Raw genomic sequence first — 22276 nt, forward strand, 5'->3', positions numbered from 1 at the left:
TTAGTGCTTTTATAAAATAAAAAAATTGTGATTAAAAAAGGCTTCATATAAATGAACCATCTTCCGATGGCGTTGAAAGCGGCTGTGGTAGAATGTGGTGCGAAGGTTATTTGCAGATTACTCTGGCTTTAATAATTCACTGTCTTTCACTATAATCGTTTTATTCTTGAGTTCTATGATTTGATTTTCTTGTAACTCTGCTAAAACTCGATTGAGATGTCTCACCGAAATGGAAAGAAATGATGCGACCAATTCTCTTCGCTCAAGCCTGATAACGGAACCATGTTTATTATATTCATTCATGAGGTAATTTGACACTCTCTGTAATGAACTTAAACACATAGTGGTTTTTAATTTAGAAGAGATGAATAATTTATTTGCAAGTTGTTGGCAAAGAAAACGAAGAAAAACTGGCTCATTTAATCCAATAGTATTTATATAGTTAAGTGAAAAATAAACTATCGTTGACGTCTTAAGGATCTTTACTGTAATCAGATTTCTGCTGGTGCTATCATGTTGGAAAATTTCAATGGCACCAATCACAGAGAGAGGTTCTTCTATACAAAAAGTAATATCTTTACCATCTTTAGATAAATGCTCTATTTGTACCTTACCTTTAATTAAACAGTAAACTCCCGATGGGGAATCTCCTTGGTGGAGTAAAATCTCTCCCTTATTAAAAATCAGTAATTTAGCTCTGCTGAGTATGTCATCTGGTAAAATTAATTTAAGTTTAGAGTTCAGAATGTCAGAATGTGATAAATCTATTTGTAATGATTTCATAAAGGTGACTCAACGCTTTGTTTGTGAATTATTATAGATTGTGCATGAAATAATCTCAAGTCATATGCCTGGCATCACCAGGTTAACCTGTCAGCGATGATATTTCTGGCGCATCTATACCATTTTCTCAAATCGTCATCAACTCTTATAATAAAACTCCTTTCGAAAAAAGGACATGCGTCCTTTTTTTTCGATAAAGCGTTTTTTATACTCAAGGTAAATGGTCTGAGAGTTATTTTATTCGGGGCGGTTTTATGCATTCAGCAACCACTATCGTTACTTTTAGCGGCAAGAAAATTGATTTTCTTAATCTCAGTATAAATGATATAGATATAATTGATATCGCTAAGGGCTTGTCAAATGAATGCCGTTTTGGTGGGCAATGCGAAAGTTTCTATTCAGTGGCTCAGCATTCCGTTCTGGTAAGTTATTTAACGCCAGTGCATTTAGCTCTGGAAGGGCTTCTTCATGATGCCACCGAGGCTTACATAAAAGATTTCCCTTCTCCTTTAAAAAAATGTATGCCGCAGTATATAAACCTTGAGAAAGAAATTGAGTCATTGATCAGAGTGAAATTTAATATTTCCTCCTGTAAAGCCTCAGAAGTTAAGCATGCTGATCGGATCATGCTCGCTACTGAAGCGAGGGATCTGGGTATGGAAAAGGTATTAGACTATCCTTCCCTGCGAGATATATCACCATCGGTTATAATTAAAGTCGTTCCGATGCTACCGAAAGCTGCATTTAGTGCATTTCTTGAGAGATTCGCCGAATTAATAGAGCGTTAAGATGTTAGTCTGCGAATTCACATATAATCACGTGAATTTTTGCTGCGAGGGAGATTGACTTCACCATTAAAAATCTGAAGAAGAGATTTTTGATGTTTTTTATCTTCATCTGTTCAACGACTATTGATTCTTTTTCACTTTATAAGGGCATTACCTGAACACGGAGCACGCGGATGGCGTTAAGAGAGATGTAACGTATTATATTGGGCGCTACAACGTTTGCTTTTGAGAATAGAAGTCCGCTCTCCCTGTGGCGTTCAACTCATCGTCACAGGAAGATTGGCGTGTTTATCGTGCTCTCTAAATACCAGAATCATTTCTGGCGGGGGAGCGACCGGAAAGAGCAGTAGTACCCTACAGATGCTATAAGGCAGAGCATATACCCGAATGATTCGCTGCCTTCCTCCACGACATTTTTGACCACCCTGACGTAGCTTTGATCAAGTATCGCGTACCACAATCCGTGCATTCCAAACAGCCGGGAGAAGACCAGGACTGCCAACAGACCACTGAGCATCACGCCGTACCACGGGGTACGGGTATAGTGTGCCAGTTGCGTAAGGGTAAGACGATAATGCATAACGGGATAAAGCAAAGCGCAAACGGCGGAAAGCAGTGCAAACCATACCCAGCTTCCGTGAGCCAGAAGATCGAAAAATGCATCCAGTTCTCGAATCAGCATGGAGAGGAAAAAGCCGCCAATCAGGATGTTGCAATAGCGCATGAATGCCCATTTCTTCGCCAGCAGGAAGTGTATAAATACAATGCCCCCTAAAACTGATTCCTGCACAATTTCGGTCAGCGATATCTCCGGTATATCCAGGTTAAATAAATAGATATCCGCCCACAGGCAAAGCACGGGCACAGTGCAGGCGGCTGACGCGAAAAGAAAGAAGAAAAAGCTTTTGAGCACAGACATTAACACCACCACTTTCATTCAAAACACCTATGATAAGTGGCTTCGAACGAAAATCTATTTCACTTTGTGCGCTATAGGCATGAATTTTAAGCATTTTGAGCTACTTAGCGAGGGCGCATTAGCATTCCACCTCAGACTTCAGCCTTGCATCAGAAATCCAGGTGGAAAGTCGCCTGAGCGATGTAATCCCATGTCACACGAGTTCAGCCTCTGGTTGAGCAGTCACGTGCATACGATGACCCATCGTCAGACGGGTATCCACCCTCAAAAGGGGAAGTATGCTTTAGCTAAACAGGGCGTGAATACGCTGCGCCAGCGCCTTAATTTCCATAGCCATTCAGCCGTCCGGGTGTTTAAGTGGTTATAATAAAAAATAAAAACTTTGCTTAAAAAATTTTTCTGTGCCTAAATAGCGTCATCGGTTTGGAATACAGACCTTATTAAAGCAGTTTAGTAAAGCAGTCCTCAGTTCAGGTGTTATCAATAGATACTCTTCTTCGTGAGCCTCCTCCTAAGTGCCAAATAAGTTACTCTCTAAATACAGGCCATCATCGCCGCGCTTAGTGGCTCAAAAAATAAGGAATTATCTATGTCTAATAAAATGACTGGTTTAGTAAAATGGTTTAACTCTGATAAAGGTTTTGGCTTTATCACTCCTGACGACGGCAGCAAAGATGTATTCGTACACTTCTCTGCTATTCAGAGCGACAGCTACAAATCTCTTGATGAAGGCCAGAAAGTGTCCTTCACCATTGAAAATGGCGCTAAAGGCCCAGCAGCGGGTAACGTTTCTCCGCTGTAAGTCGCGCACATTGTCGGTGAGCCTTACGATAGCGATGAAGACGCGAGTCTGAGCAGTTAAGCTTCACCGATAATAAAAAAACCCGCCGAGTGCGGGTTTTTTTATGGCTTCAGGATGGTGATAGGCTGTCTATTATTCCGTTTGACAGGCCTGTTTTCAAAAAAGCTTAACCTTCACCCGGAGGTGGGGTGCGGTCCCGAAGGCTGTGTTCCTGTGATAAACGCCAGAAATCATGTCCTGCCGGATACTGATATAAGCGGAGCGAGAACTGACCAGCGACAGCGGTGATGTATTCAAATATCGCTGACTGAGTATTCTCATACTCCATCCACAGTACGGAAGAGGTAAAGCAATAAATTTCCAGGGGAATACCCGACGGCGTAGGCTTCAGCGTTCTCACCACAATATACATATCTTTGATAATATCAGGCCGATCGGCGAGCCAGGCCATCAGGTAGTGCCGAAAGAGCGTTAAATTTGTCAGGCCATTATCCATAAACCAACTGTCCGGTACGCCCAGGGGATCACGCCCGTCGATGAGTTTTGCCAGCGGTTCATTCGTGCCGCGCAGGGCCAGCATCGGGGCCAGCGTTTCCTGCGTGAGAAATGTAACGGAGTGCTGATCGATCGTGGTGCTGCGCATAATCCGGCGTGCGCCTGACGAAAACATGGCCTGCCAGTTGGTATACGTTTCGGTCAGAAAGTTTTTGGTCGGGATACGCGAGATCGTGTTATCCCAGTTACGGATAGTAATGGTGTGCAGCGCAATGTCGGTCACTTCGCCACTCAGGTTTTTATCGGGCATTTCAATCCAGTCCCCCAACTGCAGGACGTCATTTGACGAAAGCTGGATGTTGGCAACGAGCGAAAGCAGGGTATGCTGAAAGACTAACATCAGCACGGCCGCCACGGCCCCGAGGCTGGAAATAATAATCGCGGGGGATTTATTCGACATGACGGCAAGGATCATGATCGCGGCGATGACGTGAATAAATATTTTCCCTATCTGGATATAGCCTTTGATAGAGTGATTTTTACGCTTCGTCTTGCGTAAATATGAGCTGTTGACAATATCCAGCATCTCATTGAAGAAAACCGACAGAAAAATAAAGAATAGAATCCCACAAATGGTATTTATTGCCGTCACCAGCGATGCTGGCATATTGGGCATAAACTGCAGGACGTAATAAACGATAATAACCGGAATGAAATTCGACAGCTTTTCGGCTATGCGGCGATCTTTTTCCAGCGGGACATCCTGTTTATGGCTGGCAAAGAAGACCTTACGAACGATTTTTATGAGCAGGAATTTGCACATCAGGTGCGCAAAGAAACCTGAGATGACCAACAGAATAAGATTAAATCCAATGGCCAGAGCCGGATTGCTTTCTATAAATGTTAATAAATAATCCAAGTACACCATCGCTTATCGCCTGAATAAGTATGCCATTTTGTATTAACCTTATTCAAAAGATAAATACAAAGATTTAACCAAATCATATAATGGCATATCCGGTACAGACAAGTCCACGGCCTGAATCCTAAGTCGCACAGACCTATTTTGTTTCGGTCGGTAACTTTATTTCCAGAACCGTTCCAGGCAATAAAAGCAGACGATGCCCACCTTCAGCATCTGGATCGCTAAAACATATATCCTCTCCCTGTTCGGTACCGAAGCAGGGAGAGGGGCGTAACATTCTCTGCAGAAGTGGAAGAGGGTGGCACGCCGCGTCGCGCTTAGTCGTGGATTTTTACACCCAGACACCCGCGAACAAACTCAGGGTTAAAGTGTTTAACCGCATCGCCAACATAGCCTAAGTCGAGCGAACTGATTTGCGCCATTTCGGCATCGCTCAGGGAGAAGTCCCAGATAGCCAGGTTCTCTTCAATCCGGTTCTGATGCGTGGATTTAGGAATGACGGTAACGCCACGTTGCACATTCCAGCGCAGAATGATCTGAGCGATGGTTTTTTGATGCGCTTCGGCAATCCCCTTGAGCATTTCATTTTCGTACGGTTTGTGCCTTCCGCCGCCAAGTGGTGCCCAGGCTTCTGGCTGAACGTTGTAATATTTCATGGTCTCGAGTGCGTCAGATTGCGCAAAGTAAGGGTGTAATTCCACCTGATTTACCATGGGCTTAATTCTGACCGTTTCACAGAAGTTGGTGAGCACGTGGGCGTAGAAATTAGACACGCCAATCGCTTTTAGCTTTCCGGCATCATACTCATCTTCCAAAGCCCGCCACGCGCTGAAATAATCACGCATTGCCTGATGCAATAAGTAGAGATCGAAATAGCCTAATCCCGATTTTTTTAACGAGGCCTCAATACCGGCTTTGGCGGTCTCGTAGCTTGCCATGTCCTGCACCCACAGCTTAGAGGTAATAAATAACTCCTCGCGGGTACACAGACCTTCAGCGATGGCTTCACGAACGGCATCGCCTACGGCATCTTCATTGCCGTACACTGCTGCGGTATCAATGAGGCGATAGCCTGTACGAATGGCGCTCAGCACTGACTGTTTACATTCTTCTTTATCGGTGACCTGAAAAACACCAAAACCCGCCATCGGCATTCTGAGGTTGTTGCTTAATACTGTATATTCCACTGAAGAGTCCCTCCACCCTGTTTAGACACCATTCAAAAGTATAAACAGAACCACGGCGAACCCGTGGTAATCGTATTTATTCTTTCAAATCGCTGAATACGCTGGTCTACACCCTGTCGGGAATAAACCAGAATGACATCTGATTACTGAACCGTATAACCTCCATCAATTGCCAGAGCCTGTCCGGTGACGAAGCTGGCATCGGAACTGCACAACCATAAGACGGCGCGCGCGATCTCTTCGGGCTCGCCCAGGCGACCAATTGGCTGCAGTTTCATGAGCTCGGCCATTGCGTCAGGCTCGCTGTTCAGCATATTTTCGACCATTGGCGTGCGGATAATGCCGGGACAAACGGCGTTGATCTGTATTCCACGTGCGGCATATTCCAGCGCTGCGCTTTTGGTCAGCCCGAGGACGCCATGCTTTGTCGCATGATAAACGCCGCGCCCGGCAATGCCGACCAGCCCGCCCAGAGACGAACAGTTAACGATAGCGCCACTTTTCTGACGGCGCATTTGTTGCAGCTAATATTTCATGCAGTTCCAGATACCCCGCAGGTTAATCGCGTTGACGCGATCAAACTCTTCGCCGCTGGCATCTGCGGTTTCTGCAATGGGGCTCTGAATACCGGCGTTGTTATAGGCGGCGTCGAGCTGACCAAACGCCTGTACTGCGTTCTCGATCATGCGTCTGACCTGCTCTTCGTCAGTCACGTCGCAGACAACGGGTTTCACGGTATACCCTTCAGCCAGTAGCGCATCCGCTTCGCGAGATAACGCATCCTCGCGAATATCCGCCATCACCACCGTTGCGCCAGATTCGCAAAATGCCCTGACGGTCGCGAGCCCCATACCGGAAGCCGCGCCGGTGACCAGCGCCACCTTGCCACTAAAATCATACTTAACCATTTGATACCTCTTACCGTGGAATCACGTGCAATGCAGACGTCTCACGTTGTGTAAAAGTATTCTGCGGGAAATGTGATGTTGTTAAAACTGACTAAATCAAAATGCAGTAATGAGGAATTTTCATAAATTAGATAGACTGCTTCTCGTACAGCGCAGGCGGCCGTCATTTATAATGAACGCCATACCGCCAGAACGCTTTTCGTCTGAAGAGACAGTGTATTGGGATGAATCAGCCACCCCTTTTTTCCGGATATCAGAGGCCCAGATTGGCACGAGAAAATCTTAATGACTTAATGGCTTTTATTGCCGTTGCGCGCGAAAAAAGCTTCACCAAAGCTGCGGCCCAATTAGGCGTGTCGCAGTCAGCCCTGAGCCATACTATGCGTACCCTCGAATCTCGTCTGGGGATGAAACTGCTGACTCGCACCACGCGCAGTATTGCGTTAACCGATATTGGTCAGTCCATGCTGGATGACCTGGGGCCTTACATCGATGGTATTCAGGGTCGTTTGCAGTCCCTGAAAGATCTCAACAGCAAACCCGCGGGTACGGTGCGTATATCAACATCAGATTATGCTATCGGGTCTGTTATCTGGCCGAAGCTGGAACCGCTGCTTAAAGAATATCCTGACATTAGTCTGGAGCTGATTGATGACTATGCCTTGACGGATATTGTTTCCGGGCGGTTTGATGCAGGAACCCGTCTGGGGGAACAGATCTCCAACGGCATGATTTCCGTGCGTATTGGCCCGGATGTCCGTTTTGCCGTGGTCGGCTCACCTGATTATTTTTCCCGCAATCCTCAGCCGCAGCACCCTAACGATCTGATTGATTACAACTGCATCAACCTGCGGTTTCCTACGCATGGCAATTTATACGTCTGGGAATTTGAAAAAGAGGGTAAAAGCCTGAACGTGAAAGTCACCGGCCAGCTGGTCTTTAGCCGTATCTATCAGTGCCTTCAGGCTGCAGTGGAAGGGTACGGCATGGCGCATGTTCCGCGTGATATCGCAGAAAAGCATATTGCCCGTGGGGAGCTTATTAGCGTGCTCGACGACTGGTGCCCCTACTGGGATGGCTATTATATTTACTATCCCGAGAACCGAAATCTATCGAAAGCATTCCAGCTGGTGGTCGACGCGCTACGCCATTACAAACATCCCTGAAGAGAGACGTTTGTCAGCAACGCAAAGCCAGGCCCCTCATCCGGTGCCTGGCGTTTACAGTTGCGTGGCTAAATGTCAGGCATTATCCCTGCCGGCAAACACCTCTTTAAAGACCGGCATCGCCGAGAAAACATTGGGCCAGCCCGCAACAAAGGCCAGTTGCGTCAGGACTTCGGACGCCTGGGTCCGGGTTAAACCATTGTCCATGGCGCGGTTGAGATGGTAAGGAACCTGGGCCACCTGGCCGGCAGTGACCAACGCACTGACCGTGATCAGACTTCTGTCCCGAGGCGCCAGTCCGGGCCTGAGCCACAGGTTCTGGAATAGCGCGTCGGTCGTGTATTTCACTACGCCCGGCGAGACCTTGCCAAAGTTTGATTCAACCAGCGTGGCACGCTTGTTTTCCGACTCCTCATCCAGCGGCAGGAAATCCACCTTTCCGCCTGGCAAGGAAGCGGTATCGATATGGCGTTGCGCAAACAGCTGACGCGCGATCAGCGCCGCAGAGGTGGCGTTCGGCCAGCCGGCGTAAAAAGCCAGGTGGGTGATTGTCTCTGAGATTTCCGCAGGTTTTACGCCGCTGTCCAGCGCCACGTTGAGGTAGTGGGGAAGTTCCGCCGTATCATTGCGGCTGATCAGCGCTGCAACCGTCACCAGGCTTCGATCGCGTCGCGACAGTTCCGGGCGATTCCAGAGATCTTTTTCAATAAACTGTTCTGAATAGGCAGCCATTGCTGGCGCGACCTGGGCTACAGCGTCCCGTGAGTCTTCCGGTTTCATTGTCGAACTCCTGTTTTGAGTAGTCTGGGAGACACATCCGTTAATCAATAAGAGTGAAACGATAAGCAGGGCGGTTCTGTTCAGCATTAATGCCCTCCCGCCTGCAGGTACTGCGCATCGCTGACTTTTTCAAGCCAGTTCACGTTTTGCCCCTGCTCATTCGATTCCTGAATGGCCATATGCACCATCGTGGTTTTATCCGTTGCGCCGTGCCAGTGTTTAACCCCTGGCGGGCATTGAATGACATCCCCGGCGTGCACGGTTTTTCGCTCCTGCCCCCACTCCTGCACCCAGCCCGTCCCGGACGTGACCACCAGTGTTTGCCCAAGCGGATGGGTATGCCAGTCGGAACGTGCGCCGGGCACGAAGGTGACATACGCGGCGCCTGTTCTTTGCGGGGCGACAGGTGAGAAGAGGGGGTCAATGTAAGCACGTCCGGTAAAGTGATCAGCGGGTTCGGCAACCGTCGCGCGACTGCCCGTTTCAGACACGGTCATTTGAGCTGAAGGGGTGGTTTCGCTGTGTGCGGACATACCTGCAAATACCAATAGTGATGCTGCTACAGAGGTGAAACGGATCATCATACTCTCCTGTTGTGAATGAAACGGCAAACCCGGTACCGGGAAAAGAGAAGGGAATAAATGTGTTGTGATGAGATTTGCCGGCTGTGCCGGAAATACATATTCGGGCGGCTACTTATCCGTCAGTAGCTCAAATCGGGCAGTATATTCAGCAGGTGATACGGGCAAGGCATCCGGTTCGTCTAATTGCCCCAGCGTAATTAATCCCGACGCATATCCGTGTGCTTTATAGAAAATCGCCAGATTTCCCCATGGGGCATATAGCGTGATATCACCCTTAGCGGCCGTGGTACCCGCAGGTGCGCCGGCCGTGGACAGGCGGCGAGGAAGATCGCTGATTTTCTCTTCCCCGGCATAATCTTTCAGCTGCAGCGTAAGGGGCAACAGTGCGATAAAGTCACGACTGGTTTGGCTGCTATTCAACGTTGCGGTCAGCGTCTTGTCGTTCAGTATAATTTTTATCTTCATCGGGTTTTCCTGTATGAGTTCGTTGCGCCAGCCGGCAATCGTCTGCAGTCATTGGCAACTATTCTTAACAGAAATAAACCGCGTGTTAATAGGCGTTATCAGAATAGAAAAATGAATAAATTTCATTAATCCGGTCCGGGAAGCAAAATGTTTGTTATCGGCAGATACAGGCCTCAGGGTCTGGCAACGTGGCGTAACCAGTGCCCAACGCCTTCAGCAGCAGCGTCAATTGCGCCGGCCAGATAACCCGAAAATTGCGGTGACCATTCGCTGGCAATCCCGGTTAATTTATCAGCCCATTCTTCCTGCGCCGGAATCTGTTGCGGCTGTGCGTGCCCGACGTCCTGCTGCAGGTCAAATTCTGTCGTCGTAAACGGATCGGCGGCCCAGTCTTTTATCCACTCGGCTTCAGGCTCTGCCGCGTCTTCTCCGAAGAGTCGCACCAGTTGCTCCCGGCACAGTCGCTTGAGTTCGGCCTCGCTCACCGTCCATCGCGATTTTGCCGGTACGCCAATAAAACCAAAGATAGCCGTTTTGCCGGTATCGGGCTCTGACACATCGTGAATTTCAACCATTGGACCCACACGGCTGCTTACATCACCGCAGAGATGCTGTGCCTGCAAAAAGTCGGTCTGGTACAGGGCGACATATTTTGCGTGAGGCGCCATCCAGGTTGGCGTTTTACGCCAGTGTGAAAGTACCTGCTCCGGCAATGCCGGCTCGAACGTCATTTTTGCTGCCAGCGCGGGAGGCAGGGCGAGGAAAACGTGTTCACCGGTGAAAAGTGAGCCTTCGCCCGTTTCGGACTGCGTCGCGACCTGCATACCCTCGCCGAGACGGGAAATGGAAACCACCTGATGGTCTGACTTAATCTTCTGCGCCGGGATCTGGCGTGTTAATGCGCTCGTCAGCGCCTGCATTCCACCCTGAAGCCTGAACGACTCCGGTGATGTCACATAGGCAGGATAACGTTGCGCAGGGGGCGTCGTCTGGCGTTCATAAAGCATATCCCCCGGTCGCCCCTGAGGGAGAGGCGTTAATCCAAGTTGATGAACCAGGTGTGCGAAGTCAGGCTGAATTTCCGGCCAGAACCAGGTCGCGCCCATGTCCACATGAACCCCATCAGGCGTGTTTGCTAACACCTGACCTGAAAGTACGCGACCGCCGGTTCTTTTCCTCGCTTCCAGTATCACGTAATCCACTCCCGCTTTTTCAAGCAGTGTGCCCGCATACAGGCCGCTGACACCCGCACCAATGATAATAACGCTGCCTTTCATGGTATCGCTCCGGTCAGTGTGGTCGGGCTGAGATGTCCCGTTTTAAGATAAAAAAGTGCCCCAGAGGCGGCGGCCGTCAGCGCCGGCAAATCGCCTTCAGGAAATCTGAGCCAGCTTCCTTTCAGGTAACGACCTTCCGGTGCGCTGATTTCCCCTTCGAGAAGCAGGAGCTCGGCTCCTCCGGCGAGCGGAGCGCAGAAGAGTCGTTCACCCGGTGCGATCCTCTGAAGCTGGGTGGTTTCCGCTACGCTTGCGAACAGGGGACAAATGAGTCTGTGCGGCTGGCCGTGCCAGCGACCCGCCTCGTTGGTATTGATCCTGACCGGTTCCTGTTCTTCGGCGGCGAACTGGCGCAGCTTAACGAACAGGGTGGTGCCGTCACGACTGGACGGTCGATGCGACGAGCCGTCCGGGCTGCGCAGATACCAGCCAGCCGGATAATCGGTTCCGTTTTCCGTAAAGGTACCGCTCAGCACCAGGATCTCTTCTCCGCCGGGGTGGGTGTGCTCAGGAAACACAGAATCAGGGGCATACCTGACAAGGCTGGTTGCGCGGGCCTGCTCGCGGCCAATGCGATCAAGCATGACGCGCTCCACACCGGGTTGCGGGGAGGGCACCCAGCGGTAGTCATCAGGAGTAATGATGGCTCGCTGTGAAAAATCAGAATTCAGTAACATCATAGTCAGTCATTAAACGGCACCGCAGGCGGTGCCGTATGCAGGTTTATTTTGTTGGCAGGTTGTCAAAAACATCCAGAGCCCGGGCGGTGTAGGTTAACGCAGCACCGGCGTTCAGACTGATGGCAACGGAAAGCGCTTCAGCTATCTCTTCACGCGTTGCGCCTTTCTTAACCGCAGCTTCCACATGTACCGCCAGGCAACCATCACAGCGAGTGGTAACGGCAACAGCCAGCGCAATCAGTTCGTGGGTCTTGGGATCAAGGTGCTGATTTTCAGAAGCCCCTTTATCCATCTGCTGTAAGCCTTTCATAAATTCAGGCTGCAGTCTGGCAAATTTCCCGACGGTGGCCAGCAGGCTGGTGCGATATTCATTCCAGTTTAAAAACATTCATAGCTCCGGTACGTGTAGGTTTCAGAAAATGCCCGTTACAGGACGTCGTAAATGCGGATTTCAGGCGCGCTGTTCAGATATGGTTTCAGTGCTTCAACGACGTCCTGGGTGAAAAGCGGACTGCTGAGATACGCCTGTGCCTGGGACACGGTTTTAAATCCGTGCAGGACCTGTACGTCCTCGTCACGAACAAGCAGTTCTTTAGAGGTGGCACCGTCGATGGTGTTCAGGAACGGGGTTTTGTATTGCTGGTAGACCCGGGCGGCTGCCGCACGGTTTTCATTACTGATATCAAGGCTGATTTGCAGATAAGCCATCGTTCTCTCCTTCGCTCAGGGTTAAGGCAAGGCGGCCGGATAAGGTACCGGTCTGCTTTACCGTTCGTTGAGGGCGATTATGAGAAAGCCGGTTATCTTCAACAAATCAGTTAATCTTGCGTTGCAGAAAAGAAAAACTATGTCGGGCGTCTGAAGAGAGAAGCATCATGCCGGTACGCGATGACCCTTGCTGCATGATGCTTAAAAAAGGGGAGTTAAGGATTGTCAGAGACCACGTCATGCAGAAGCCAGTCGTGAAATATTTTTACTTCTTCACGCATGGCGGTGTGCTGCGGGGTCACCAGGTAGTAAGACCATGTTAACGGCCAGCGATGGTCTGGGTGCAATTGAACCAGTTGCCCGGTTTCAATCAGCTGTTTCACCAGCGCGTGACGTACAATCGCCACCCCCCGGCCGCTCAGGGCCGAGAGAATCACGGCGGAGGTGGAGTTAATATGCAGCCTGCTTTCCAGCGCGCCAGGGGCATTGACGGTACGGAGAACGTCGTCCCATGAGGGAAAATTCGCGCCCGGGTGCGGCGTGTCATCGTGGATCAGCTTCTGCGTGGCGAGCCAGTCACCACAGGCAATTTTCTCCGGAGGCACCAGGCGGGGGCTACAGACCAGCACCGCCTCTTCATCCATCAGCCAGGTTTTATTCACGCCGGGCCAGTCTCCCTGTCCGCAGCGAATGCCGATATCCGCCTCGCCGTGCGATACGTCCATCAGCTTTTCCGTGACGTTAAGCCGCAGATCGATTGTGTCATGCGTTTCTGAGAACCGGTTAAGACGCTCCATCAGCCAGTTCATCATCAGCACCTGAGAGGCGGTGACGACCACGACAGAACGTGCGCGACGTCCGCGCAGTTTGTTTAACCCGCTTTCCAGCTTGTCCAGGCCCTGCGTAATGTCCTGCAGCGCATCCTGAGCCTCATCCACCAGCGTCAGGCGCTCCTTACCCGACCGCGTACGGCGAAGCAGCGGGTGGCCTACCCAGTCTTCGAGCGAACGAACAAGCTGGCCTACTGCGGCAGGCGTCACGCCAAGCTCTTGCGCTGCACCGGTAAAGCTGCCGTGACGGGCGGTCGCTTCAAAAGCATGTAGCCATTTAAGTCTGTTCAGGGAACGCATTGCAGGTACTCCGATTTATTCTTTCTTTCAGTATACCTGAGCGAAGAAGATTTTCTTTCCTGTGTCGCAATTTCTTCTCAGTCGTCAACCCTGATGCAGGGTGGCATTCTGGATGCACACGATGAGGAGCGAGGCTTTTCATCAATGACAACCAAATGTTCTAAAAGAGGTTAGCGATGAACGCATCTTTTGCCGGTAAAAAGCTGTTAGTGGTCGGTGGTACAAGCGGTATGGGCTTCGAAACGGCGAAGCGGGTTCTGAAAAACGGTGGCAGCGTGGTGCTGGTGGGGAACCGCAAGGACAAAGCGGAGCAGGCTCGTCAGGCGCTGGCGGTCGACGGGCCGGTATCCATCATCGTGGCTGACCTGATGAAAGAAGAGGGTATGCAGCACGTGATGAATACCCTCAATGCTGAACACAAAGACATCAGCCTGCTGGTCAATGCCGCTGGCGTGTTCTTCCCGAAACCGTTTACTGAACATGAAGCGTCAGATTACGACATGTACATGAGCATCAACCGCGCGACCTTCTTCATCACCCGTGATGTGGTGCGCAATATGGTTGATGCCGGTATTAAAGGCTCCATCGTCAATATCGGCTCTATGTGGGCACAGCAGGCCATCGGGGCCACGCCGTCTTCCGCATATTCCATGGCGAAAGCCGGCCTGCATGCATGGACCAAAAACCTGGCTATTGAGCTGGGCGGGAAAGGCATTCGCGTCAATGCCGTGTCTCCGGCCGTTGTTCACACGCCAATTTATGAAGGCTTCATCCCGAAAGACGATGTAAAAGAGGTGATGAACAGCTTCGACAGCTTCCATCCGATTGGCCGCGTGGGTACACCGGGCGATGTGGCTGAAACGGTTGCCTTCCTGCTTTCTGACAAGACAGGCTGGGTCACCGGCGCAATCTGGGACATTGACGGCGGCGTCATGGCTGGCCGTAACGCCTAATACACCGCTCATCACAGGTGATACCGTGAATAAAACTTTTCGTGCTATGCAGGTTTCCTCGCCGGGCATGCTTGAAATGGTCGTCAGACCGTTGCCCGAGCCGGGGCCCGAGGACGTACTGATCAAAATTGAGGTATGCGGCGTTTGCGGTGCCGATCTTCAGGACGCGGAGAAGGTACCGGAAGCGGGGCAGCCCGGGCGCATTCCGGGCCATGAAATTGTGGGCCACATTACCCGGATAGGAGATGCAGTTCCCGGGATCTGGCACACCGGTCAGCGCGTGGGCGTCGGACGTCTTGGGGGATATTGCCAGCATTGCCCGCCTTGCCGTAACGGGCTTTTTCACCTGTGTGAAAATCAGCTAACGCCGGGGCTGAGCTGTGACGGAGGTTACGCCGAGTATGTTGTTATCCGCCATACCGCGCTGATTGCCATTCCTTCAGCGCTCACTTCCGTTCACGCGGCCCCGATCTTGTGCGCCGGTATGGCAACCTTTAACGCGTTGCGTCAATCCGGTGCCAGCGCGGGAGACAGGGTGGTTATTCTCGGTATTGGTGGCTTAGGCCATATGGCGATTCAGTACGCCCGTAGGATGGGGTTTGAGGTTATCGTGATTGCGCGCGGCAGTGAAAAGGCGCATGACGCTTTACAGCTGGGCGCTCATCACTATATCGATGCGCAGACGGAAAACGCGGCGGAACGGCTGAGAGCGGAAGGCGGTGTCGAGATTATTGTGGCCACTGCCCCGGATGCAGACGCGGTTTCAGCGTTATTGCCAGCCCTGGCCCCCAGAGGAAAAGCGATCCTGTTGGGTGCCGGACGCACACCGTTGCAGGTCATGCCGGGTATGATGATTGGCGCGGAACGCACCCTGACTGGTTCATTTGTCAGCACCCCGTCGCAAACCGAACGCGCACTGCGTTTCAGCCACCTCTTTCAGACGCTGCCAGTCACAGAGCTGATGCCCTTTGAACAGGCAAATGAGGCGCTCGACAGGTTACGGCAGGGAAAGGCGCGCTACCGGATAGTGCTTACGATGAACCCGGATAACTGATCGGCAGAAACACCGTCTGGCGGGGAGCCAGACGGTGGAGAGGTTACGCTTTACGCGTTGCCGCTTTCATTGCGCTCACAAACGTTTTCAGCTCAGCCAGCATTTGCTCTGGCTTGTCCACGTTCTTCTCAATGATTTTAACGATAGCGGAGCCTGAGATTGCACCGGCTGCGTTAGCGTCAATTGCCGCCGTAACCTGATCGGGAGATGAAATCCCAAAGCCCTGCAGCGGAGGGGCCGCGTGGTATTCAGCCAGCTTCTCGACCAGATGATGCAGAGGCAGCGCCGCTTTGTTCTCCGCGCCGGTTACACCCGCACGGGAGAGCAGGTAGGTATACCCGCGACCATAAGAGGCAATCTGGCGCAGCAGTTCATCATCGGCGTTTGGCGGGCAGATGAAGATAGGTGCCACGTTATGGCGCATCGCCGCCTGGCGGAACGGCGCAGATTCTTCAACCGGTACGTCTGCCACCAGCACCGAGTCAACGCCCACGCGCGCGCATTCTGCATAAAAGGTATCAATACCGCGACTGAAGACCAGGTTGGCATACATTAACAGGCCAATCGGAATGGTCGGGTGCTTCTGGCGGATAGCGGCCAGCATCTCGAAACATTGCCCCGGAGTGACACCGGCCGCGAATGCCCGCAGCGTTGCGTTCTGGATAGTCGGGCCATCGGCCAGAGGATCGGAAAACGGAATACCCAGCTCCAGCGCGTCGGCACCGGCTTCAATCAGGGTGTCGATAATTTTCAGCGACTGCTCAGGACCCGGATCACCCAGCGTCACGAAGGGAACGAACGCGCCTTCCTGGCGAGATTTCAGTGCTGCAAATGCGTTATCGTAGCGTTCCATCAGATTTCCCCTCGTGCTTTCAAAATATCGTGAACGGTGAAGATGTCTTTATCACCGCGACCGGAAAGGTTAACCACCAGCAGTTGCTCTTTTTCCGGGTTCTCTTTCATCATTTTCAGCGCATGCGCCAGGGCGTGAGAGGACTCCAGAGCAGGAATGATCCCTTCGTGGCGACAGAGCGTTTTAAACGCCTCCAGGGCTTCGTCATCGGTAATGGAAACGTAGTCCGCACGACCGGTGCTGTTCAGGAAGGCATGCTGAGGCCCAACGGAAGGGAAATCCAGGCCTGCCGAGATAGAGTATGACTCTTCAATCTGGCCGTCATCGGTCTGCATCATCGGCGCTTTCATACCGAAGTAGATCCCGACACGACCATGTTTCAACGGTGCGCCGTGCTCACCGGTTTCAATCCCGTGGCCTGCAGGTTCAACGCCAATCAGCCCGACGCTGGTTTCGTCGATGAAATCAGCGAACATGCCGATAGCGTTAGAGCCACCGCCAACGCAGGCGATCACCGCATCCGGCAGGCGACCCTCTTTTTCCAGGATCTGCGCTTTGGTCTCTTCGCCAATCATGCGCTGGAATTCACGCACAATCGTCGGGAACGGGTGCGGGCCTGCAGCGGTGCCGAGCATATAGTGCGCGGTTTCATAGCTGCCAGACCAGTCGCGCAGCGCTTCGTTACACGCATCCTTCAGCGTCGCGGAGCCGCTGTGCACCGGGATCACTTCAGCGCCCATCAGACGCATACGGAATACGTTAGGTGACTGGCGCTCAACGTCTTTTGCGCCCATGTAAATGCGGCATTTCAGACCGAGAAGGGCGCTGGCAAGGGCTGATGCCACCCCGTGCTGGCCTGCGCCAGTTTCAGCGATGATTTCGGTTTTACCCATCCGTTTTGCAAGCAGCGCCTGACCCAACACCTGGTTGGTTTTATGCGCGCCGCCGTGCAGCAAATCTTCACGCTTAAGATACAGCGTGGTTTTGGTGCCTTCGGTCAGGTTACGGCATTTCGTCAGGGCCGTTGGACGGCCAGCGTAGTTTTTCAGCAGGTCGGTAAACTCAGCCTGAAACGCCGGATCTTTCTGCGCGCTCACGAACGCTTCTTCCAGCTGGCGCAGGGCGGGCATCAGGATTTGCGGGACGTACATCCCGCCGAACTCACCAAAATAGGGGTTTAGTAATGTCGTCATCTTCTCTTCCTTAATATGCACGCAGAGTTTTAAATACCGAGGCCAGCTTACTGGCATCTTTGATGCCCGGTTGCGACTCTACGCCTGAATTGAAATCGAGGCCCGCGCAGCCCGCTTTGGCGGCTTCCACGCAGTTATCCGGGCTAAGTCCACCCGCCAGCAAAACATTGTCCAGCACTTCGCCGTGCAACAGGGACCAGTCAAAACGCTGTCCCGTGCCGCCCTGGCCGTTATCGAGTACGTATTTATCAACATGATTCAGGTTACGCTCAGGCAACCTGTCGCCCACGCTCTGCGCTTTCCAGATTTGCACCTGAGGTGCCAGCGCGCTTCGCAGGGAATCGATATAGGCCTGATCTTCGTTGCCATGAAGCTGTACCGCACGCAGAGATAACGCTTCGGCTTTTGCTACCACGTCGGCGATATCCGCGTTGCGAAAGACCCCCACATAGCTGAGTGGCGCTGCCGTCATCACCTGACGCGCCTGCGCTTCGGTCACCACGCGCGGGGAAGAGGCGACAAAAATCAGCCCGCCGTAAATCGCACCTGCGTCATACGCAGCCAGGGCATCCTCTTCACGGGTTAAGCCGCACACTTTGTTTTCACCCAAGAGTACGCGGCGCACCGCGGCATTGAGATCGTCATGTTCCATCATTGCAGAACCAATCAGGAAACCGTTGGCGAAATGGCTCAGCTCGCGGACCTGAGCGTAGCTGTTAATACCGGATTCACTGATCACGGTGACGCCAGAGCCCAGACGCGGCGCCAGCTGGCGCGTGCGGTTCAGGTCAATCGACAGGTCACGCAGATCGCGGTTGTTGATGCCGACCACTTTGGCTTTCAGCGCAATGGCGCGTTCCATCTCCTCTTCGTTGCTCACTTCGGTCAGCACGCCCATGTTCAGACTGTGCGCGACCGCAGCGAGCTGGCGATACTGTTCGTCATCCAGCACTGAGAGCATCAGCAGGCAGGCATCGGCCTGGTAAAAGCGAGCCAGCCAGATCTGATACGGGTCGATAATAAAGTCTTTGCACAGGATCGGTTGTGGCGCGATCCCGCTGACAACGGGCAGGAAATCGAAGCTGCCCTGGAAATACTTCTCATCCGTCAGCACGGAGATAGCTGACGCATGATGTTTGTAGATACCGGCAATTCGCGCCGGATCGAAATCGTCACGGATAACGCCTTTCGACGGAGACGCTTTTTTGCACTCAAGAATAAACGCGGTGCGTGCGCCCTGCAGAGCATCATAGAAACGACGGCTGCTCGGGACAACGTCATTCTGGAAGCTGGCCAGCGGCTGCTGTGCTTTACGTGCTTCCACCCAGATGGCCTTATCGGCAACGATTTTCGCTAAAACGGTCTGCATTCTTTACCCTCTTGCCGCAAGTGCGGTAACGCGATCGTAAGCTGCACCTGAGCGCAGTACGTTCAGAACTTTTTGTGCGTTGGCTTTGAGATCTTCCTCGCCGTGTAAACGCATCAGCATCGCGACGTTGGCAGCGACGGCGGCCTCGTGGGCGACCTCACCTTTACCTTGTAATAAGCGCGTCAGAATGTCACGGTTTTCTTCAGGCGTGCCGCCCGCCAGCGCTTCCTGATGGTAAGGCGTTAAACCAAAGTCGCTCGCCTCCAGCTGATAGCTCAGGATTTCACCGTCGCGCAGTTCGGCCACCAGCGTTGGCGCATGCAGCGACACTTCATCCATTCCCCCGCTGTGAACCACCGCGGCACGTTGATAACCCAGCACGCGCAGGGTCTCCGCAATCGGCAGAACCAGCTCCGGGCTGTAGACGCCAATCAGCGCCAGCGGCGGATGGGCCGGGTTGATCAGCGGGCCGAGCACGTTAAACAGCGTGCGGGTTTTAAGCTGCTGGCGAACCGGCATCGCATGGCGGAAACCGGTGTGATATTTCGGCGCAAACAGGAAGCAGACGCCCAGGTCGTCCAGGGCTTCACGCGAACGTTCGGCGTTCATCTCGAGATTGATGCCGAATGCGGCCAGCAGGTCTGACGATCCCGACCGGCTGGAGACGCTGCGGTTACCGTGCTTCGCCACTTTCAAACCACAGGCAGCCGCCACGAAGGCGCTGGCGGTGGAGATATTGATGCTGTTGCTGCCGTCACCACCGGTACCGACGATATCCGCAAACATGTAGTCCGGGCGCGGGAACGGGGCGGCATTTTCCAGCAGCGCCGTTGCCGCACCGGCAATTTCCTGCGGGCTTTCACCGCGAACTTTCATGCTCACCAGCGCGGCCGCCAGTTGTTCAGGCTTCAGTTCACCGCGAACCACAGCGGAGAAGAGCTGGTGGCTCTCCTGCTGGCTCAGGGTCTGTGCCTGATACAATTTTTCCAGAACAGGTTGCAGGGTGTTGGTCTGTTCCAGTTTCTGCAGGGCCCAGTCCAGGGTCTGTTCCAGCAGACGCGCGCCGTGAGAGGTGAGGATTGACTCCGGATGGAACTGCATCCCACAGACACGATCGGTATCGTGCCGTACGGCCATCACCATGCCTTCGAACGAGGCGTTAATGGTCAGGCCTGCCGGGATGTTGCTGCCGACCAGCGAGTGGTAGCGCGCCACCGGCAGCGGATTCGGCAGCCCGGCAAACATCGCCTGACCGTCATGTTCAATGCTGGAGGCTTTACCGTGCAGGATTTCACCCGCCTGGCCGACGTATCCGCCATAGGCTTCAACAATCGCCTGATGCCCCAGGCAGATGCCGATAATAGGCAACTTGCCGCGCATACGGGTCAGCAGTTCAGGCATACAGCCCGCTTCACTGGGGGCACCGGGGCCAGGAGAGAGCATCAGCACCGGGTTTTGCATGGTTGCCAGACGCTCAATCAGGGTTTGCGCCGGCACGTGGTTACGATAGATAACGACGTTGTGACCATTCGCACGCAGCTGATCTGCCAGGTTATAGGTAAAGGAGTCGATGTTATCGAGCAGCAGAATGTCAGCCATCAGAAAATCTCCTGTGCATGGTGTGCGGTAGCGATGGCGCGCAATACCGCGCGAGCTTTATTGCGCGTTTCGTCAGCTTCAGACTGCGGAACAGAATCAAGAACCACCCCGGCGCCCGCCTGGACGGTGGCGATGCCGTCTTCAACATAGGCAGAGCGGATAACGATGCAGGTATCAAGGTCACCGTGCGCGGTGAAATAACCCACCGCACCGCCATAGCTGCCACGACGACGCCCTTCGGCGGCGGCGATAAGCTGCATCGCACGGACTTTCGGCGCACCGCTCAGGGTGCCCATATTCATGCAGGCACGATAGGCGTGCAGCACGTCGAGGTCGTTGCGCAGTTCACCCACCACGCGGGAGACCAGGTGCATCACGAAGGAGTAACGGTCGACTTTCGTTAAGTCAGCCACATAGCGGCTGCCGGGAGTACAAATACGGGCCAGATCGTTACGCGCCAGGTCAACCAGCATCAGGTGCTCGGAGAGCTCTTTGTGGTCGGTGCGCATTTCCAGTTCGATACGGCTGTCGAGATCGCGATCCAGAGATCCATCGGCGCGACGCCCGCGCGGACGTGTACCGGCAATCGGGTAGATCTCGATCTGGCGGCTGGTGGCGTCGTATTTCAGGGAGCTTTCCGGTGACGCACCAAACAGGGTGAACTCGTTGTCCTGCATAAAGAACATATACGGGCTTGGGTTGCTCTTTTTGAGCACGTCATAGGCCGCCAGCGGCGAGGGGCAGGGCAGTGAGAAACGACGGGACGGGACGACCTGGAAAATTTCCCCGGCGCGAATCGCCTTTTGCATCTGACGCACCACGGCACCGTACTGATCGTCGGTCTGGTTAACCTCACAGGTCATCTTCTCTACATGCTGAACCGGCAGTGCGGGTGGCGCTTCGGTCATTTGCTGTTGCAGCTGAGCAATGCGCTGCTCAAGACGTGTTTTCTCGGTCACGGATGGCGTGAACAGGCTCGCCTGAATACGGGTGTATTTTTTCTGATGGTCGATCACCAGCAGGGTTTCGGCCAGGTAGAAGCAGTAGTCAGGGCAGCGGTTGCCCTGTTCGGTTTCCGGCAGGTCTTCGAAACCGGCGACCAGATCGTAAGCAAACAGCCCGCCAAAGAACATCGCTTCGCGTTCATCTTCTGGTACCGAGACCAGGTTTTGCAGCAGGCGGAAGGCATCGAAGACTGACAAAGAACAGAGGCGTGCATCTTCGTCCAGCAGTTGGCTGACCGGCGGGAAATGCAGTACCCGCACTTCCGGGTGACGTTCATTCTCGATGCCCGCTGGGAGGGAGGCGTCCAGCAGTGGCAGCAGCGCGGCACCGTTCTCAGAGAGCGCCTTAATCGTGACAGTGTCACCCAGCGCGGTAATGCGCAATGCGCTGTCGACCAGCAGCAGGCTCTTAAGATCGTCTTTACTGTCAATATCTGCGGATTCCAGCAGCAACGTTGCCGGACGCGCACCGCAGACCTGATGAAACAGCGCGGTTGGGTTGTGGCGATAGACCGCCTCGCAGGTCAGCAATTCGAGGTGTGGTTTGGCTGTTTGCATTATGTTGTTCTCATTTATTCTGTTCAAAAAAAAGCCCGCTTAGTCGCGGGCTGGGTATCTGTTTGCATTTTGCAGACGTGTGACACTGCCCGATAA

At 52.8% G+C, this 22276-nt stretch carries 22 protein-coding genes, 1 pseudogene and 1 other annotated feature (1 of these 24 only partly in view); of the genes and pseudogenes, 5 read left to right on the plus strand and 18 right to left on the minus strand.

Features of this window, described 5'->3' with window-relative positions; genetic code table 11:
• Positions 1–117 precede the first annotated feature (117 nt).
• Complete coding sequence (locus tag ACMVME_RS00305; RefSeq protein ID WP_414743336.1) at positions 118–783, minus strand: Crp/Fnr family transcriptional regulator; 666 nt, start codon at positions 781–783, stop codon at positions 118–120.
• Between the two features lie 254 nt (positions 784–1037).
• On the opposite strand from ACMVME_RS00305, the gene ACMVME_RS00310 reads away from it, so the two are divergent.
• On the plus strand, positions 1038–1571 hold the full coding sequence (locus ACMVME_RS00310) for a hypothetical protein (protein ID WP_025203966.1): 534 nt from the start codon (positions 1038–1040) through the stop codon (positions 1569–1571).
• Positions 1572–1884: 313 nt separating this feature from the next.
• Here the strand turns inward: ACMVME_RS00310 and ACMVME_RS00315 are convergent, their stop codons facing one another.
• Entirely contained in the window at positions 1885–2490 is a 606-nt protein-coding gene (locus ACMVME_RS00315; RefSeq protein WP_068794886.1) for a transporter, read from the minus strand.
• A gap of 589 nt (positions 2491–3079) precedes the next feature.
• On the opposite strand from ACMVME_RS00315, the gene cspA reads away from it, so the two are divergent.
• Entirely contained in the window at positions 3080–3292 is a 213-nt protein-coding gene (gene cspA, locus ACMVME_RS00320; protein ID WP_014170400.1) for an RNA chaperone/antiterminator CspA, read from the plus strand.
• 166 nt (positions 3293–3458) lie between these two features.
• Here cspA and ACMVME_RS00325 read toward each other — a convergent pair whose 3' ends face one another.
• The 3 genes and pseudogenes from ACMVME_RS00325 to ACMVME_RS00335 form a co-directional block, all read right to left on the minus strand.
• The gene (locus ACMVME_RS00325; protein WP_032678302.1) at positions 3459–4715 is read right to left on the minus strand and encodes a mechanosensitive ion channel family protein; all 1257 of its coding nucleotides are present in this window, start codon (positions 4713–4715) and stop codon (positions 3459–3461) included.
• Between the two features lie 314 nt (positions 4716–5029).
• Complete coding sequence (locus tag ACMVME_RS00330) at positions 5030–5899, minus strand: aldo/keto reductase (protein WP_032680875.1); 870 nt, start codon at positions 5897–5899, stop codon at positions 5030–5032.
• Between the two features lie 143 nt (positions 5900–6042).
• Positions 6043–6807: pseudogene (locus ACMVME_RS00335) on the minus strand (SDR family NAD(P)-dependent oxidoreductase).
• Positions 6808–7073: 266 nt separating this feature from the next.
• Between ACMVME_RS00335 and ACMVME_RS00340 the strand changes: the two are divergent.
• Entirely contained in the window at positions 7074–7973 is a 900-nt protein-coding gene (locus tag ACMVME_RS00340) for a LysR family transcriptional regulator (protein WP_068794688.1), read from the plus strand.
• 75 nt (positions 7974–8048) lie between these two features.
• Here the strand turns inward: ACMVME_RS00340 and ACMVME_RS00345 are convergent, their stop codons facing one another.
• The 8 genes from ACMVME_RS00345 to ACMVME_RS00380 all read right to left on the minus strand — a co-directional run bounded on the left by ACMVME_RS00345 (position 8049) and on the right by ACMVME_RS00380 (position 13597).
• Entirely contained in the window at positions 8049–8840 is a 792-nt protein-coding gene (locus tag ACMVME_RS00345) for a carboxymuconolactone decarboxylase family protein (RefSeq protein ID WP_078774423.1), read from the minus strand.
• The gene (locus ACMVME_RS00350) at positions 8840–9337 is read right to left on the minus strand and encodes a cupin domain-containing protein (protein ID WP_232937587.1); all 498 of its coding nucleotides are present in this window, start codon (positions 9335–9337) and stop codon (positions 8840–8842) included. The genes ACMVME_RS00345 and ACMVME_RS00350 overlap by 1 nt, the downstream gene beginning before the upstream one ends.
• 108 nt (positions 9338–9445) lie before the next feature.
• Positions 9446–9802 (minus strand): cyclophilin-like fold protein, encoded by a 357-nt coding sequence (locus ACMVME_RS00355; protein ID WP_068794687.1) that lies wholly within the window; start codon positions 9800–9802, stop codon positions 9446–9448.
• A gap of 173 nt (positions 9803–9975) precedes the next feature.
• Complete coding sequence (locus ACMVME_RS00360; protein ID WP_068794686.1) at positions 9976–11079, minus strand: flavin monoamine oxidase family protein; 1104 nt, start codon at positions 11077–11079, stop codon at positions 9976–9978.
• Complete coding sequence (locus tag ACMVME_RS00365; protein WP_081308089.1) at positions 11076–11759, minus strand: cupin domain-containing protein; 684 nt, start codon at positions 11757–11759, stop codon at positions 11076–11078. Before ACMVME_RS00365 ends, ACMVME_RS00360 begins: the two co-directional genes overlap by 4 nt.
• A gap of 43 nt (positions 11760–11802) precedes the next feature.
• Positions 11803–12147, minus strand: a complete 345-nt coding sequence (locus ACMVME_RS00370) for a carboxymuconolactone decarboxylase family protein (RefSeq protein WP_014170390.1) — start codon at positions 12145–12147, stop codon at positions 11803–11805.
• A 38-nt stretch (positions 12148–12185) separates the two neighbouring features.
• Positions 12186–12467: a hypothetical protein gene (locus ACMVME_RS00375; protein WP_068794685.1), complete on the minus strand. Its 282-nt coding sequence runs from the start codon at positions 12465–12467 to the stop codon at positions 12186–12188.
• Between the two features lie 215 nt (positions 12468–12682).
• On the minus strand, positions 12683–13597 hold the full coding sequence (locus ACMVME_RS00380; RefSeq protein ID WP_014170388.1) for a LysR substrate-binding domain-containing protein: 915 nt from the start codon (positions 13595–13597) through the stop codon (positions 12683–12685).
• A 176-nt stretch (positions 13598–13773) separates the two neighbouring features.
• Between ACMVME_RS00380 and ACMVME_RS00385 the strand changes: the two genes are divergently transcribed.
• Together ACMVME_RS00385 and ACMVME_RS00390 are read left to right on the plus strand one after the other, a co-directional pair.
• Positions 13774–14550 carry an SDR family NAD(P)-dependent oxidoreductase gene (locus ACMVME_RS00385; RefSeq protein WP_014170387.1) on the plus strand — a complete coding sequence of 259 codons (777 nt, stop codon included), beginning with the start codon at positions 13774–13776 and terminating at the stop codon, positions 14548–14550.
• Positions 14551–14575: 25 nt separating this feature from the next.
• Positions 14576–15604 (plus strand): zinc-binding dehydrogenase, encoded by a 1029-nt coding sequence (locus ACMVME_RS00390; protein ID WP_139108111.1) that lies wholly within the window; start codon positions 14576–14578, stop codon positions 15602–15604.
• Between the two features lie 43 nt (positions 15605–15647).
• Here the strand turns inward: ACMVME_RS00390 and trpA are convergent, their stop codons facing one another.
• The 5 genes from trpA to ACMVME_RS00415 are packed head-to-tail and all read right to left on the minus strand — an operon-like array spanning position 15648 to position 22180.
• Positions 15648–16457: a tryptophan synthase subunit alpha gene (trpA, locus tag ACMVME_RS00395; protein ID WP_014170385.1), complete on the minus strand. Its 810-nt coding sequence runs from the start codon at positions 16455–16457 to the stop codon at positions 15648–15650.
• A complete protein-coding gene (gene trpB, locus ACMVME_RS00400) occupies positions 16457–17650 on the minus strand; it encodes a tryptophan synthase subunit beta (protein WP_020882431.1) in 1194 nt (397 codons plus the stop codon). Before trpB ends, trpA begins: the two co-directional genes overlap by 1 nt.
• A 10-nt stretch (positions 17651–17660) precedes the next feature.
• Positions 17661–19019 (minus strand): bifunctional indole-3-glycerol-phosphate synthase TrpC/phosphoribosylanthranilate isomerase TrpF, encoded by a 1359-nt coding sequence (gene trpCF / locus ACMVME_RS00405; RefSeq protein WP_032680884.1) that lies wholly within the window; start codon positions 19017–19019, stop codon positions 17661–17663.
• Positions 19020–19022: 3 nt separating this feature from the next.
• Positions 19023–20618, minus strand: a complete 1596-nt coding sequence (gene trpD, locus ACMVME_RS00410) for a bifunctional anthranilate synthase glutamate amidotransferase component TrpG/anthranilate phosphoribosyltransferase TrpD (protein ID WP_014170382.1) — start codon at positions 20616–20618, stop codon at positions 19023–19025.
• Complete coding sequence (locus ACMVME_RS00415; RefSeq protein ID WP_025203978.1) at positions 20618–22180, minus strand: anthranilate synthase component 1; 1563 nt, start codon at positions 22178–22180, stop codon at positions 20618–20620. The genes trpD and ACMVME_RS00415 overlap by 1 nt, the downstream gene beginning before the upstream one ends.
• Before the next feature lie 25 nt (positions 22181–22205).
• Positions 22206–22276, minus strand: a sequence feature (Trp leader region) (it continues 24 nt past the right edge of the window).

Origin of the sequence: Enterobacter cloacae complex sp. 2024EL-00711, assembly GCF_047529885.1 — a bacterium.
Lineage (GTDB): Bacteria > Pseudomonadota > Gammaproteobacteria > Enterobacterales > Enterobacteriaceae > Enterobacter > Enterobacter ludwigii.